10 protein-coding genes are annotated in these 14,930 nt (G+C 66.2%); 5 read left to right on the top strand and 5 right to left on the bottom strand.

Features of this window, described 5'->3' with window-relative positions:
- Positions 1–12: 12 nt before the first annotated feature.
- Together recN and ligA are read left to right on the top strand one after the other, a co-directional pair.
- Positions 13–1,701, top strand: coding sequence for a DNA repair protein RecN (gene recN / locus ACXJMY_RS27030; RefSeq protein WP_456622396.1), 1,689 nt, complete (start codon positions 13–15; stop codon positions 1,699–1,701).
- A gap of 158 nt (positions 1,702–1,859) precedes the next feature.
- On the top strand, positions 1,860–4,013 hold the full coding sequence (gene ligA, locus ACXJMY_RS27025; protein ID WP_456622395.1) for an NAD-dependent DNA ligase LigA: 2,154 nt from the start codon (positions 1,860–1,862) through the stop codon (positions 4,011–4,013).
- 98 nt (positions 4,014–4,111) lie between these two features.
- On the opposite strand, the gene ACXJMY_RS27020 is transcribed toward ligA, so the two are convergent.
- The gene (locus ACXJMY_RS27020; protein WP_456622394.1) at positions 4,112–5,392 is read right to left on the bottom strand and encodes a multidrug effflux MFS transporter; all 1,281 of its coding nucleotides are present in this window, start codon (positions 5,390–5,392) and stop codon (positions 4,112–4,114) included.
- A gap of 318 nt (positions 5,393–5,710) precedes the next feature.
- Entirely contained in the window at positions 5,711–7,540 is a 1,830-nt protein-coding gene (locus ACXJMY_RS27015) for an aminopeptidase P family protein (protein WP_456622393.1), read from the bottom strand.
- Positions 7,541–7,728: 188 nt separating this feature from the next.
- On the opposite strand from ACXJMY_RS27015, the gene ACXJMY_RS27010 reads away from it, so the two are divergent.
- Positions 7,729–7,908 (top strand): hypothetical protein, encoded by a 180-nt coding sequence (locus ACXJMY_RS27010; protein ID WP_456622392.1) that lies wholly within the window; start codon positions 7,729–7,731, stop codon positions 7,906–7,908.
- A gap of 168 nt (positions 7,909–8,076) precedes the next feature.
- On the opposite strand, the gene ACXJMY_RS27005 is transcribed toward ACXJMY_RS27010, so the two are convergent.
- Positions 8,077–8,964 carry a 50S ribosomal protein L11 methyltransferase gene (locus ACXJMY_RS27005; protein ID WP_456622391.1) on the bottom strand — a complete coding sequence of 296 codons (888 nt, stop codon included), beginning with the start codon at positions 8,962–8,964 and terminating at the stop codon, positions 8,077–8,079.
- Positions 8,965–9,128: 164 nt separating this feature from the next.
- Between ACXJMY_RS27005 and ACXJMY_RS27000 the strand changes: the two genes are divergently transcribed.
- On the top strand, positions 9,129–9,284 hold the full coding sequence (locus ACXJMY_RS27000; protein ID WP_456622434.1) for a Flp family type IVb pilin: 156 nt from the start codon (positions 9,129–9,131) through the stop codon (positions 9,282–9,284).
- A 276-nt stretch (positions 9,285–9,560) separates the two neighbouring features.
- Here ACXJMY_RS27000 and ACXJMY_RS26995 read toward each other — a convergent pair whose 3' ends face one another.
- Positions 9,561–11,171 (bottom strand): phytoene desaturase family protein, encoded by a 1,611-nt coding sequence (locus ACXJMY_RS26995; RefSeq protein ID WP_456622390.1) that lies wholly within the window; start codon positions 11,169–11,171, stop codon positions 9,561–9,563.
- Positions 11,172–11,456: 285 nt separating this feature from the next.
- On the opposite strand from ACXJMY_RS26995, the gene ACXJMY_RS26990 reads away from it, so the two are divergent.
- A complete protein-coding gene (locus ACXJMY_RS26990; protein WP_456622389.1) occupies positions 11,457–13,736 on the top strand; it encodes a spermidine synthase in 2,280 nt (759 codons plus the stop codon).
- A gap of 157 nt (positions 13,737–13,893) precedes the next feature.
- Here the strand turns inward: ACXJMY_RS26990 and ACXJMY_RS26985 are convergent, their stop codons facing one another.
- Positions 13,894–14,877 carry a glycerophosphodiester phosphodiesterase gene (locus ACXJMY_RS26985; RefSeq protein ID WP_456622388.1) on the bottom strand — a complete coding sequence of 328 codons (984 nt, stop codon included), beginning with the start codon at positions 14,875–14,877 and terminating at the stop codon, positions 13,894–13,896.
- Positions 14,878–14,930: the final 53 nt, after the last annotated feature.

Here is a 14,930-nt window from a genome sequence, read left to right as displayed (position 1 = left end):
AAATTTGGTTCCATGCTGGCGCGTCTGTCGATCCGTGACATCGTCCTGATCGAACGGCTCGATATCGAATTCGCCACCGGGCTCGCGGTTTTGACCGGCGAGACAGGTGCGGGAAAATCCATCCTGCTCGATGCCTTTGCGTTGGCGCTCGGCGGCCGCGGCGACGCCGGCCTCGTGCGCCATGGCGCGGAGCAGGGGCAGGTTACCGCCGTGTTCGATGTCCCGACGAATCACCCTGCAACGAAGATCCTGGCCGAGAACGGCCTGGAGGACATGGGGGCTGCGGATTCCGGCGAGATGATCCTGCGCCGGGTCCAGCTCGCCGACGGCCGCACCCGCGCCTTCATCAACGACCAGTCGATCAGCGTGCAGACGCTGAAGGCGGTCGGCACCGCGCTGGTCGAGATCCACGGCCAGCATGACGAGCGCGCGCTGGTCGATGCCGCCACCCACCGCCGCCTGCTCGACGCCTTTGCCGGCCTCGAGAAGGATGTGGCAGCTGTCGAGGCGCTCTGGGACGCGCGCCGCACCGCGAACACCGCGCTGGAGGAGCATCGCACCGGCATGGAGCGCGCCGCACGCGAGGCCGACTATCTGCGCCACGCCTCCGACGAGCTGAAGCAGCTCGCGCCCAAGGACGGCGAGGAAACCTCGCTCGCCTCCCGCCGCACCACCATGATGCAGGGTGAGAAGATCGCCTCCGACCTGCGCGAGGCGCAGGAGGTGGTCGGCGGCCATAATTCGCCGGTCGCGGCGCTCTCGGCCGCGGTGCGCCGGCTGGAGCGCCGCGGTGTCAATTCGCCGGCGCTGGTCGAGCCCGCGGTGAAGGCGATCGATGTCGCGATCAACGCGCTGGAGGAGGCCGACCAGCATCTGCTGGCCGCGCTCGCCGCAACCGACTTCGATCCCGCCGAACTCGAACGCATCGAGGAGCGGCTGTTCAGCTTGCGTGCGGCCTCGCGCAAATATTCGACGCCGGTCGACGGGCTTGCCGCGCTGGCCGCCAAATACGCCGCCGACGTCGTGCTGATCGATGCCGGCGCCTCGCGATTGAAGAAGCTGGAGCAGGCCGCGATCGAGGCCGATGCCCGCTATGCCGCGGCCGCCAAGAAGCTGTCGATGGCGCGGCAGAAATCGGCGGACAAGCTCAACAAGGCGGTCAATGCCGAGCTCGCGCCGCTCAAGCTCGAACGCGCCAAGTTCATGACGCAGGTCGAGACCGACGAGCGTTCGCCGGGGCCGCAAGGCTTCGACCGCGTCGAGTTCTGGGTGCAGACCAATCCGGGCACCAAGCCGGGGCCGATGATGAAGGTCGCCTCCGGCGGCGAGCTGTCGCGTTTCCTGCTGGCGCTCAAGGTCGTGCTGTCCGACCGCGGCTCGGCGCCGACGCTGGTGTTCGACGAAATCGACACCGGTGTGGGCGGCGCGGTCGCCGACGCCATCGGCGCGCGGCTGGCGCGGCTCGCCGGCAAGGTGCAGGTGATGGCCGTCACCCACGCCCCACAGGTCGCTGCGCGCGCCGACCAGCATCTGCTCATATCCAAGGATGCGCTCGACAAGGGCAAGCGCGTCGCCACCCGCGTCAACGCACTCGCCGCCGACCACCGCCGCGAGGAGATCGCGCGGATGCTCGCGGGCGCCGAGATCACGGCGGAAGCGAGGGCGGCGGCGGACCGGCTGCTCAAGGCGGCGACGGCCTAGGTTTCGTGTCCCGGACGCGCGTAGCGCGAGCCGGGATCCAGACTGCCGGCCCCATGGGCCCCGGATCAGCAGCGCACCGTTTCGCGCTGCGCAGCGTCCGGGGCACGAGATTTCCACACGCCTTTACCGTCCTACCCGCTCCGTCGTATTCAACCACCATGGCAAGAGCAGCAAAATCCAAAGCAAGGCCGCTTCCCGACGTCGCCGGCCTCACCAAGGCACAGGCCAAGGTCGAGCACATGCGGCTGGCCCTTGAACTGGAAGGGCACGACAAGCGCTATTATCAGGACGACGCGCCATCGGTCACCGACGCCGAATATGATGCGCTGCGCCAGCGTTTCAACGCGATCGAGAAGCGTTTTCCGGAATTCGTCAGCGCGGACTCGCCCTCGCAAAAGGTCGGCGCAGCGCCCTCCGGGCGCTTCAAGAAGGTGCGGCATGCCGTTCCCATGCTGTCGCTCGACAATGCCTTTGCCGAAGAAGACGTGCGCGATTTCGTCGGCCGCATCGTCCGCTTCCTCAAGCTCGCCGACGACGCGGTCGATTTTTCCGCCGAGCCGAAGATCGACGGGCTCTCGATGTCGCTGCGCTACGAGGGCGGCGAGCTTGTCACGGCGGCGACGCGTGGCGACGGCGCGGAGGGCGAGGATGTCACCGCCAATATCCGTACGCTCGAAGACGTGCCGCACAAGCTCAAGGGCCGCAACGTCCCCGACATCTGCGAGGTGCGCGGCGAGGTCTATATGACCAAGAAAGCCTTCCTGGCGCTCAACGAGCGACAGAAGGCCGAAGGCAGCACCATCTTCGCCAATCCGCGCAACTCGGCCGCCGGCTCGCTGCGGCAGAAAGACCCGACCATCACCGCGTCGCGCCCGCTCGGCTTCTTCGCCTATGCCTGGGGCGAGATGAGCGCGATGCCCGAGGGTACGCAGAGCGGCATGATCCACTGGTTCGAGCGCTGCGGCTTCAAGACCAATCCGCTGACGAAGCTGTGTCACTCCGTCGAGGAGCTGCTCGCCTTCCACCAGAAAATCGAGGAGCAGCGCGCAAAACTCGACTACGACATCGACGGCGTCGTCTACAAGGTCGATCGCCTCGACTGGCAGGAGCGGCTCGGCTTCGTCTCGCGCACGCCGCGCTGGGGCATCGCGCATAAATTCCCGGCCGAGCAGGCCATGACTGTGCTGCGCGACATCGAGATCCAGGTCGGCCGCACCGGCTCGTTCACCCCGGTCGGCAAGCTCGAGCCGGTCGGCGTCGGAGGCGTGATCGTGCAGAACGTCACGCTGCACAACGAGGATTACATCAAGGGCATCGGCAACAAGGGCGAGGTGCTGCGCGAGGGCCGCGACATCCGGATCGGCGACACCGTGGTGATCCAGCGCGCCGGCGACGTCATCCCGCAGGTCGTCGACGTCGTCCTCGACAAGCGGCCGAAGAACGCAAAAGAATTCCACTTCCCGAAGACGTGCCCGTGCCCGCTCCACACCGACGTCACGCGCGAGGAGACCGCGGCCGGTGAAGAGGGCTCACGCGCGCGCTGCACCGGCGAATTCGCCTGCCCCTATCAGAAGATCGAGCACTTGAAACTGTTCGTGTCGCGCCGCGCTTTCGACATCGACGGGTTAGGCGAGAAGCAGCTCCAGTACTTCTTCGACGAAGGTTTTGTGAAAGAGCCGGCCGACATCTTCACGCTGGAAAAGCGCAATTCGAAGCTCAAGCTGGAAGAGATCGAGGGCTATGGCGCAACCTCGGTGCGCAATCTGTTCGGCGCCATCGAGAGCCGGCGCAGAATCGCGCTGGAGCGCTTCATCTACGCGCTCGGCATGCGCCATGTCGGCGAGACCACCGCGCTGGCGCTGGCGCGCGGCTACGGCTCGTGGGACGCCTTCCACGACGCCTGCCTCAAGGTCGCCAAGGGCGACGAGGAGGCGATGGCCGAGATGGACGCGCTCGACCAGATCGGCGACACCGTGATCAAGAGCATCGCGGATTATTTTGGCGAGAGCCACAACCGCGGCATCGTCGAGCGCCTGACCAAGGAGGTCGAGATCGTCGACGCCGAGAAGCCGAAGAGCAACTCGGCCGTCGCCGGCAAGACCGTGGTGTTCACGGGGTCGCTGGAGAAGATGACGCGGGACGAAGCCAAGGCGACCGCCGAGCGCCTCGGCGCCAAAGTGTCGGGCTCGGTGTCGAAGAAGACCGACCTCGTGGTGGCCGGTCCCGGTGCGGGCTCCAAGCTCGCCGAGGCCAACAAGCACGGCGTCAAGGTGCTGACCGAAGACGAGTGGCTGAAGCTGATCGGGGAGTGACCTCTCACCGTCATTCCGGGGCGATGCGAAGCATCGAACCCGGAATCTCGAGATTCCGGGTTCGCACTTCGTGCGCCCCGGAATGACCCGCTAGCCCCTCACATCATCCCGCTCTCTTCCTCCTCCGCCTGCTCGATCAGCTTCTCGTCCACCACGATCTCGCGGCGGGGCACGATGAAGATCATCACGCCGGCGCAGAGCAGCGAGATCGCGAGGACCGCGGAGGTCAGCGGCAGCGTCGTGGTGGAGTGGCCGCCGAGATAGGCGCCGAATTGCGACATCAGCGCGCCGATGCCCTGCTGGAGAAAGCCCATTGCGCCGGAGGCGGTGCCGGCGGCCTCGGGGCGGATGCTGATCGCGCCGGCGGCGGAGTTCGCCATCACGAAGGCATTGCCGGCCATCACGATCATCTGGGTGCCGAACAGCCACGCCGGGGCCTCGTTCCAGCCGGCGAAGCTCCAGACCAGGTTCAAGAGGCTGCCGCTCAGTTGCAGCGCCAGTCCGAACCAGATCAGCCGCTCCAGCGCGTGCCGCGGCGCGAAGCGCACGCACAGGAGGTTGCCGACCAGATAGGCAAAGCCGGAGGTCGCGAACCACGCGCCGTATTCGGCGCTGCTGCGGCCCATCTGCGTCACCACGATGTAGGGCCCGCCACCGGCGAAGGTGAAGATGATCTGGGACGCCAGCACCTGGCACAGCACGTAGCCGATGAAGGCGCGATTCCTGATCAGCATGCCGACGTCGCCGCGAAAGCCGCTGCCGGCGGCGCGGCTGCGGCGCGTCTCGGGCAGCGCCAGCGCAATGCCGACGGCGACCGCGAGCGCGCCGGCCGTGATGGCATAGAAGATCGCGCGCCATCCGAACGCGGTCTCGATCAGGCCGCCGGTGAGCGGCGAGAGCATCTGCCCGATCATCAGGGCCGCGATCACGAGGCTGATCATGGAGGCGACGCGTTCGCGCGGATAGATATCGCGGATGATGGCGCGGCTCACCACCATGCCGGTGGCGCCGCCGAGCGCCTGGAAGAAACGCGCTGCGATCAGTTGCGGCAGGTTCTGCGCGACGATGCAGGCGAGGCTCGCGGCGACCATCAGCGCGAGGCCCGCGAGCAGGACCGGACGGCGCCCGAACTTGTCCGACAGCGGTCCCATGATGAGCTGCGAGCAGGCGATGCCGACCATGAAGAGCGACACCGTCATCTGCGCGATCGAGATGTCGCTGCCGAAATTCGCCGCCAGCAGCGGCAGCGCCGGAACCAGCATATAGAGCGAGACCGGCGCAATGCCGGTCATGACGACCAGCAGCAGCAACACCACGCGCGAGGTCGCAATATTGCTGTTCGCTGCCGCTCCCGGCGGCCCGCTGATCATTCCGTGCATGCGCGTCCGTTTCTCGAATTCGAATCGGACTGTAGCGTGCTCGCACAAGACGGATATCGGCGTTTCGGAATGCGGCTATACGGATTCCGGGACGGTTATAATAGCAGCGCGATGGCGACCGATTGGGCGTGTTGCTCGCGCAACATCTCCGCTGTCATTCCCCGCGAAAGCGGGGAATCCAGTACGCCGCGGCTTCTCAGCATACGTTTGCCGTCTCTGGAGTACTGGATGCCCCGCCTGCGCGGGGTATGACAGCGATGGTGGCGAGGGAGCCTTGCGCAAATCGCGTAGTGCCATGCGCGCGCCGGCATGGCGAGCTTACCGCGTCAGCTCCGCGGTCGCCTGATCGAGCCACGCCTGCGTGGCCTCATCCAGCGCCGGCCGCACCTCGGCCCTGACCCGCGCGTGGTAGGCATTGAGCCAGTCGAGCTCATCCTTGCTCAACATCGCCACATCGATCAGCCGCCGGTCGATCGGCGCCAGGGTCAGCGTCTCGAACGCGTTCATCGGCTTCTCGGCGCCCGTGATGTCGGCCGCAACCACCAGCTCGAGGTTCTCGATGCGGATGCCGAAGCCGTCGGTCTTGTAGTAGCCGGGCTCGTTGGAGAGGATCATGCCGCGCTTCAGCGGCGTGGTGCCGAGTTTTGAAATGCGCGCCGGCCCCTCATGCACGCTGAGATAACTGCCGACGCCATGGCCGGTGCCGTGCTCGAAATCGATTCCGGCGGCCCAGAGATATTGCCGCGCCAGCGTGTCGAGCTGTGCGCCATTGGTGCCGTCGGGGAAGACCGCGCGCGCGATCGCGATGTGGCCGCGCAGCACGCGGGTGAAGCGGTCGCGCATCTCGGCCGTCGGCTCGCCCACCGCCATGGTGCGGGTGACGTCGGTGGTGCCGTCCTGATATTGCGCGCCGGAATCGATCAGCAGCAGGTCGCCGGGTGCGATCCGCCGGTTGCTCTTGCGGGTGACGCGGTAGTGCACGATGGCGCCGTTCGGGCCGGTGCCGGAGATGGTCGGGAACGACACGTCCTTCAAGGCGCCGGTGTCGCGGCGGAAGGTTTCCAGCGCCTCCACCGCGTCGATCTCGGTGAGCTTGCCGCTTGCCGCCTCGCGATCGATGAAGGCGAGGAAGCGCGCCAGCGCCACCGCGTCGCGCCGATGGGCCGTTTTCGTGCYCGCGATCTCGGTGGTGTTCTTGACCGCTTTCAACAGCGCGACCGGATCGCTGCCGCGCACCGGCTTGCCGCCGGCGCCCGCGATCAGCCGGCTGAGCGCGTCGGCCGCGGTGGCGCCGTCGAGCGCGATGGCCGCGCCGCTCGTGGCCAGCGCCATCAGCGTCGGCGCCAGCGCATCGGGCTCGCGGACGTCGGCAGACTGCTCGAGATGGTCGCGGGTGAGGTTGGAGAGCTTGCGGTGGTCGATGAACACGGTCGGCCGGCCGTCCTTCGGCACCAGCGCATAGGACAAGGGCAGCGGCGTGTGGGCGACGTCGGCGCCGCGGATGTTGAAGGTCCAGGCCACCGCGTGGCTGTCGGAGAGCACCAGCGCCTCGGTGCCGAGCTTGGCGATCTCGCCCTGGATCTGTGCGACCTTCTCGGCCTCGCCGAGGCCGGCATGCTGCACGCCGTGCACGGCGACCGGGGCGAGCGGCGGCTGCGGCCGGTCCTGCCAGATCGCGTCGACCGGATTGCTGTCGACCGCGACGAGCTCGGCGCCGGCCCTGGCGCAGGCGGCGGATAGACGCTCGGCTGCCGCAAAAGTGTGCAGCCACGGATCAAATCCTAGGCGATCGCCGGATTTGAGATGCGCGGATACCCAGCTTTCCGGCGGCGGATCGATCAGCGATTCCACCGCCCAGGCCTTCGCGTCGACCTGCTTGGCCGCCTGGAGCGTGTAGCGGCCATCGACGAACACCGCGGCCTCGTGGGTCAGAACCACCGCAAGTCCCGCCGAGCCGGTAAAACCGGTCAGCCAGGCGAGCCGCTCTTCCGACGGCGCCACATATTCATTCTGCTGCTGATCGGCGCGCGGAACGACGAAGCCGGTCAGCTTGCGGCGGGCGAGTTCTTCACGAAGTGCGGCAAGCCGCGCCGTCAATGCGACGCCGGCTTCCGGCTCCTCGAATGTCTGGAAGTGTGCTTCGAACATGGTGGATCACTTTAGGATCATGAGGATCAGTCCGCAATCTGGACGCAATCGCGGCGCATCTGGCATGGACTGTGCTTGAAAAAGGTCCGCTTGGGTCGAGTGGAGTAAAGGGATGCGGCCTCTGAGCTTCGTCCGGATAACAGGGAAATTCGAGCAAGTGTTTCTACTCAACGGCGAGGGGATACACGATGCCTGCGTTCACGTTTGAGAAGATTTCGCCGCCGGTCCGCCGCGCACCGGCCGCAACGACACCGAAGAAGCCCCGCGGCCTCATCAGCCAGATGATCGACCGTTTCGCCGAGCGCCGCGCCCGGCGCGCCTTGCGAGGCGAGCACGTGGTGCGCCGGGACGACAAGCCGACGGAGTAGATGTTCACCTCGCCCCGCTTGCGGGGAGAGGTCGGATTGCGAAGCAATCCGGGTGAGGGGGACTCTCCGCAAGTTCAACTCTCACTGTTCCTGCAGAAGCAGCCCCTCACCCCAACCCTCTCCCCGCAAGAACGGGGCGAGGGAGCGCACCACCGTCGCGGGCGCAGTTCATCCCATCTTCCGCAGCAGCAGGCTGCTCCACCCCTCGATCCGCAGGTGCCGCAGCGGCACCAGGCCGCGCGCGCGGTAGGCGGCGATCACGGCGGGCGCCTGGTGCGTCAACAGGCCGGAGAGGATGACGCGCCCGCCCGGCGCGAGGTGCCGCGTCATTGGCCCCGCCAGTTGCCGTAACGGATTGGCAAGGATGTTGGCCAGCACCAGGTCGAACGGGCCGCATGTGGCAAAATCCGGCGCGGCGAAGCCGGTGGCGCGGATCACCCGCACATGGTTGCCGGTTTCGTTCAGCGCTGCGTTCTCGGCCGCCACGCGCACCGAGGGCGGGTCGATGTCGGAGGCGAGCACCGCCTGATGCAGCGCCTTCGCCGCGGCAATCGCCAGCACGCCGGTCCCGGTGCCGAGGTCGAGCACGCGCCGCGGCCGCGCGCTTTTCAGGACATGGTCAAGCAGCAGTAAACAGCCACGCGTCGTGCCGTGATGGCCGGTGCCGAAGGCGAGCGCCGCCTCGATCTCGATCTTGAGCTTGTTCGGCGCCACGCGATCGCGGTCGTGGCTGCCGTGCACGACGAAGCGGCCGGCCGGCACCGGGACGAGATCTTGCAGGCTCGCCTTGACCCAGTCCTTGGCCTCGATCGTGTCGAAGGCAAGGGTTGCGGCGATCTCATTTCCTGCTGTGGTTACAACGAGTTCGCGCAGCCATGCCTGATCCGGCGCGTCGGCGAAATGCAGCGTGACGTCCCATTCGCCATCCGGCCGCTCGAATGCGGCCACCGCCGCATCGCCATCGAAAAAGACCTCGGTGAGCACGTCGACGACGCGCCTGGCGGCGGCCTCATTGCCGATCGAAAAGCTGGCGCGATGGGTGGGTGAAGGCTGCATCTCAGGGTTCCGGTGAATTCAATTTTGGGAACTTTTGTTCCCAATTTTCCGTATAACTTGCGGTTCCCGGATTAACCTGACCGTAGGTTGCGCACCGTACTTTTCCGGATGTTGGAGCCTGCCAACACAGCTTGAAATGGAAACGGAGGCGAGTCTTGAAACGCATGGTTTTGAAGTTCTGGTCCGATGAATCCGGTGCAACTGCGATCGAATACGGCCTGATCGCAGCGGGTATCGCGCTGGCGATCATTACCGTGGTGAACAGCCTGGGCACCACCCTGAACGACAAGTTCGGTTCGATTAGCAGTTCCTTGAAGTAATTTCTGCCTCCCATTTCCCAGCGGGGGCTGTTTCTTCATAGGTTGTTTTCGACCACGCCCGTTGGGGGAATTGCCCCCTGGCGGGCGAAGTCGTTTTTGGATGGGGGCGGTTCGCGAGGCGTCCACAGGCTGTCCACCCGCTGGTGCGATGCTGTCCACCGCCTTATCCCGCGGTTTTCCACCGCATGTCCTGTGCAGCGCCCGACCGGCGTCGTGCAGACGTCCACCGCCCGGACACAGGCCTCTCGACAGCCTTTCCACAGCTCGTCCACAAGCTTATCCACGGCTTACAAACAGCGACCGGTGATCCCTTAAAATCGCCCGTGCCGCGTTGTGGCCGGGGGCGCCGGTGACGCCGCCGCCGGGATGGGCGCCGGAGCCGCAATGGTAGAGGCCCCTCACGGGCCCGCGATAGTCGGCATGGCCCAGCATCGGCCGCGCCGAGAACAGCTGGTTCAGCGTCAGTGCGCCGTGAAAGATGTCGCCGCCGAGCAGGCCGAACTGCCGTTCGAGATCGAGCGGCGACAGAATCTGGCGGCCGAGCACGCTCGCCGCAAAGCCCGGCGCGTAGCTGTCCACCGTCGCGATCATGAGATCGGCGACCTCGTCGCGATGGTCGTCCCAGGATTTGCCGTCGGGCAGCTCGGGCGCGACGTGCTGGCAGAACAGGCTCGCGACGTGCTTGCCTTCCGGCGCGAGCGTGTCGTCGAGCGTCGAGGGGATCAGCAACTCGACGACAGGCGAGCGGCTCCAGCCTTGCGCGCGCGCATCGAGATAGGCGCGGTCCATGTAGCCGAGGCTCGGCGCCAAAATGATGCCGGAGGAGAGATGATCGCCATTGCCCGGCAGCGCCATGAAGGAGGGCAGGCGGTCCAGCGCCACGTTCATGCGGAAGGTGCCGGAGCCGTTCTTCCAATGGCGGATGCGGGCGAGGAAATCCGCGGGCAGGGCGTCCGCCGCGATCAGCCGCGTATAGAGCAGCTTCGGATTGACGTTGGCCGCGACATATTTTGCGCGAATGGTGGTGCCGTTCTCCAGCACCACGCCGACGGCGCGGTCGCGCTCGACGAGGACCTCGCGCACGCCTGCATCCGTGTCGATCATCACGCCACGGTCGCGAGCGGCGCGCGCCATCGCCTGCGTGATCGCGCCCATGCCGCCGATGGCGTGGCCCCAGACGCCCTTCTTGCCGTTCACCTCGCCGAAGGCGTGATGCAGCATCACATAGGCCGAGCCCGCGGCGTAGGGGCTGGCGTAGTTACCGACGATGGCGTCGAAGCCGAACAGCGCCTTGACCAGATCGTGCTCGAAACGCTCGTCGAGCATCTCGCCGGCCGAACGGGTGAAGAGATCGAGCAGGCTGCGGCTTTGCTCCAGCGTTAGCCCGCGCAGGATGTTTGCGCTCTGCAATGCGTTCACGGCCTCGCGGATCGTGTTCGGGCCAAAACCGTCGAGCAGGTTCGGCGGCGCGCGCAGCACGAATTGCCGCAGTACGTCGGCGATGTCTTCAAGTTCGCGCGAAAAACCGTCGAGTGCATCCGCATCACGGGCACTGAGCCGCGCGACGGACGCTTTCGTCCGCCCCTCGCCAGTGAGGAGATAGCTGCCGTCCGGCGCGGGCAGGAAATTCTGCGCGCGCCGCTCGACGATTCGCAGGCCCTGTTCGGCAAGCCCGAGGTCGCGGATCACCTGTGGATTGAGCAGGCTCACGGTGTAGGCTGCGACCGAATTCTTGAAGCCGGGGTGAAACTCCTCGGTGACTGCGGCCCCGCCGACCACCTTGCGGCGCTCGACGACACGCACGCGCAGGCCTGCCATCGCGAGATAGGCCGCGCAGGTGAGGCCGTTATGGCCAGCGCCGATGATGACGACGTCGGTTTCGGTCATGATGTCCCTGGCGTCATTCCGGGGCGAGGCGACGGGACCGCGTAGCGCGGCCTGGAGCATCGAACCCGGAATCTCGAGGTTCCGGGTCTGGTCCTTCGGACCATCCCAGAATGACGTTCTATATCAAGCATTTCCTCCCGCAACATCACGAGACCATTTATTGCCCGTTCAGGCGCCTTGTGCTCCATTGCGCGCGATCCGGCGCCCGCCGGGGATCTATCCCGACGCGTTTTCTCGCGCGAACCGGTGCCCACTTCGCTGGAAAACGCTTTTGCTGGAGCTTCCATGGATTCGATCGTGCAACCCGCCGCCACGGAGCAGCCGTCCTCGTCGCGCAACCGGCTGGTGCTGACGGTCTATACGGCCGCGATCTTCGTCAGCGCGCTGCTGCTGTTCTCGGTGCAGCCGCTGTTCACGAAAATGGTGCTGCCGCGGCTCGGCGGGTCGCCGGCGGTGTGGTCGGTGGCGATGGTGTTTTTCCAGTCGCTGCTGCTCGCGGGCTATGCCTATGCGCATCTGCTGATGCAGATCAAGAGCCGCATCGTTCCGGTCGTGGTGCATCTGGTTCTGCTGATCGCGGCCTTCGCCACGCTGCCGCTCGGTGTCGCCAGCGCCTATGGCGAGCCGCCCGCTTCCGGCTATGCGTTCTGGTTGCTCGGCCTGTTCGTGGTCTCGATCGGGCTGCCGTTCTTCGCGCTCGCCGCCAACAATCCGCTGCTGCAAGCCTGGTTCGTCCGCACCGGTCATCCCGCCGGGAACGATCCCTATTTCCTCTATGCCTCCTCCAATATCGGCAGCTTTCTGGCGCTGTTGTCCTATCCGTTCCTGCTGGAGCCGATGTTCACGCTGCATACGCAGAACCGGTTCTGGACCGGCGGCTATGGCCTCCTGATCGTCCTGATCGCCGCCTGCGGCGTGCTGTTGTTGCGCTCGCCGAAGCTGGCGGTGGTCGATGCACGAACCGAGGAGATCAATGCGCCGGCACCCGGCCTCGTGACGCGGCTGCGCTGGATCTTCCTCGCCGCGGTGCCGTCCGGCCTGCTCATCGCCGTCACCGCGCACATCTCGACCGACGTCGCGGCGGCGCCGCTGCTGTGGGTGTTGCCGCTGTCGCTGTATTTGCTCACCTGGGTGGTGGTGTTCCAGTCGCGGCCGCTGCTGCCGCACAAATGGATGCTGATGCTCCAGCCGGTCGCGATCGCGGGCGTCATCCTGCTGCTCGCCTTCGGCGGCGAGCAGAATCTGCTGCTGACGCTCGGCGGTCATCAATTGTGCTTCTTCGTCATCGCCATGGCCTGCCACGGCGAATTGGCGCGGACACGGCCGGCCGCGAAATATCTCACCGGCTTCTATGTCGCGTTGTCGTTCGGCGGCATGGTCGGTGGCCTGTTCGCAGGACTTCTGGCACCGTTCACCTTCTCCTGGATCGCGGAATATCCGATCCTGGTCGCGCTCGCCGCGCTGTGCCGGCAGTCGGCGAACGAGCGTTTTGCTGGTCTCGTCAAATGGTACTGGCTGGCCCTTGCCGCGCTGGCGGTGGCACTCGTTGTGCCGTCATACACCACGGGCAATCTCTCGACCTGGTTCGAGGATCACCGCGTCTGGGTCGCCGGCGCCGTCGGCCTGCTGGCGGCACTTCTGGCGCTCGCGCTCAATGCCGGCCGCTGGAAGATCTTTGCCACCGTCGTGCTCGCGCTGGCCCTGATCCGGATCTATCCGGCGGACGAGGGCCGCGTCATCACCGTGCGCAGCTTCTTCGGCGTGCACAAGATCGTGGTGACGCCCGGCGGTTATTTCCACGTGCTGATGCACGGCACCACCATTCACGGCGCCGAGCGCTTCCGCAACAATGACGGCACGCCGGTCACCGGCCGGCCCGAGCCGATCACCTACTATCACAAGGACGGCGGCATCGGTCAGGCCATCACCGCGCTCCGCGAGCGCAAGGGCGCGCCGCTGAAGGTCGCCGCGATCGGCGTCGGATCGGGCACGCTTGCCTGCGCCGCCGAGCAAGGCGAGAGCTGGAAGTTCTTCGAGATCGACCAGTCCATGGTCGACGCCGCGCGCGATCCGAAGAATTTCCGTTACATCTCGAGCTGCGCGCCAGACCTGAAGCCGGTGATCGGGGACGCACGCCTCACCTTCGCGAAGGAGCCGGACGGCGCCTACGATCTCATCATCGTCGATGCCTATTCGTCGGATGCGATCCCGATCCATCTGGCGACCGAGGAGGCGATGAAGATCTACAAGGACAAGCTCGCGCCGCACGGCGCCGTGGTGATGCATGTCTCCAACCGGCATCTCGATCTCGAGCCGGTCGTGGTCGGCATCGCCGATGCCAACGATCTCAAGAGCTGGGTCTACAACGAGGATTCCGGTCGCGACTCCGACTACATCTTCTCCACCGACGTCGTCATCTCCGCGCGCGAGGCGGCCGATGTCGGCAAGCTCGCGTCCTCCAAGCAGTGGGAGGAGACCGAGGCCGATGACAGGGTGCGGGTCTGGACCGACGACTATTCCAACATCCTCGGCGCGCTGTACCGCCGTCTGAAGGATGGGGAGTGATGGTTCGTGGTTCGTAGCCCGGATGGAGCCAACGGGTCGGCGCGAAGCGCCGCCCGATGACAGGCTCCGCGTAATCCGGGATCACTCCCACCCTGGGCGACGCTGGTCCCGGATTGCGCTTCGCTCCATCCGGGCTACGGTATCGCCGAGATAGATCCTACGGCTCGACCGGCGTCCCCGCCGGCAGCGCAATTCCATTCCCGCCCACGACCTGTCGCAACAGGTCCGGGCGGTCGGAGATGATGCCGTCGACGCCAAGCTCGATCATGCGCGCCATGTCGTCGGGCTTGTTGACGGTCCAGACCACGACGCGCAGGCCGAGCTCATGGGCCTCGGCGACAAGCGCTGCCGTCACATCGCCGAAATAGGGCGACCACACCGCGCCGCCCGCGGCCTTGATCGTCCGCGGCAGCGAGCCGCCGTGATCGGCGGGATTGAAGCCCGCCGTCCAGTTGCTGGCCTTGTCGAGCACGACGGTCGGTGCCGGGCCGCGCTGGAGCGTCAGGTAAACGGTCGGAATCGTCGGTGCCCGCTGCTGCACGAGCAGCAGGGTTCGCCAGTCGAATGACTGGATCATGACGCGCTCGGAAAAGTTCTCGGCCTCGATCACCCCGAGCAGCCTGGCGACGAAGCCTTGCGGATCGAGCGACTCGTCCGGATGGTTCGGATCGATCTTGGTCTCGATGTTGAGGCGCACGCTTCTGTTGCCGGACTTGCGCACCAGCGCAAACAGCTCGCGCAGGGTGGGAATGCGCGTCCCCGGCACGGCGCGCTGGTCGGGGAATTGTCTTGCATAAGCGCTGTCCGGCCGGATCTGGCCGACGTCATATCTCCTGACGTCGGCGAACTGCAATTTCACGAACGGCGTACCGGGCAGGGCGACATAGGCGCCGGACGCATCCCGGGCAAGGTCGGGGTTGAGCCCGCGCTCGTGCGACACGACGACCTCGCCGTCGGCGGTGACGCCGACGTCGAGCTCCAGCGTGTCAACGCCCATGGACAGCGCGTTGGCGAAGGCCGGCAGCGTGTTTTCCGGCAACAGCGCCCGCCCGCCGCGATGCGCCTCGAGATCGAATCCCATGGCCTTTCCCGCGATCAGGATCGAGATCACAGTCAAAACTATCGCAGCACGTGATGGCATGGCGGCTCGGAGGGCAAGCGAAAAGGGCAGCATTTGAGTGCACTTTGGCGCGT

The organism is Bradyrhizobium sp. P5_C12 (assembly GCF_054049735.1).
The sequence above is the reverse complement of the archived record's forward strand: the minus strand, read 5'-3'. Positions and strand labels throughout refer to the sequence as shown.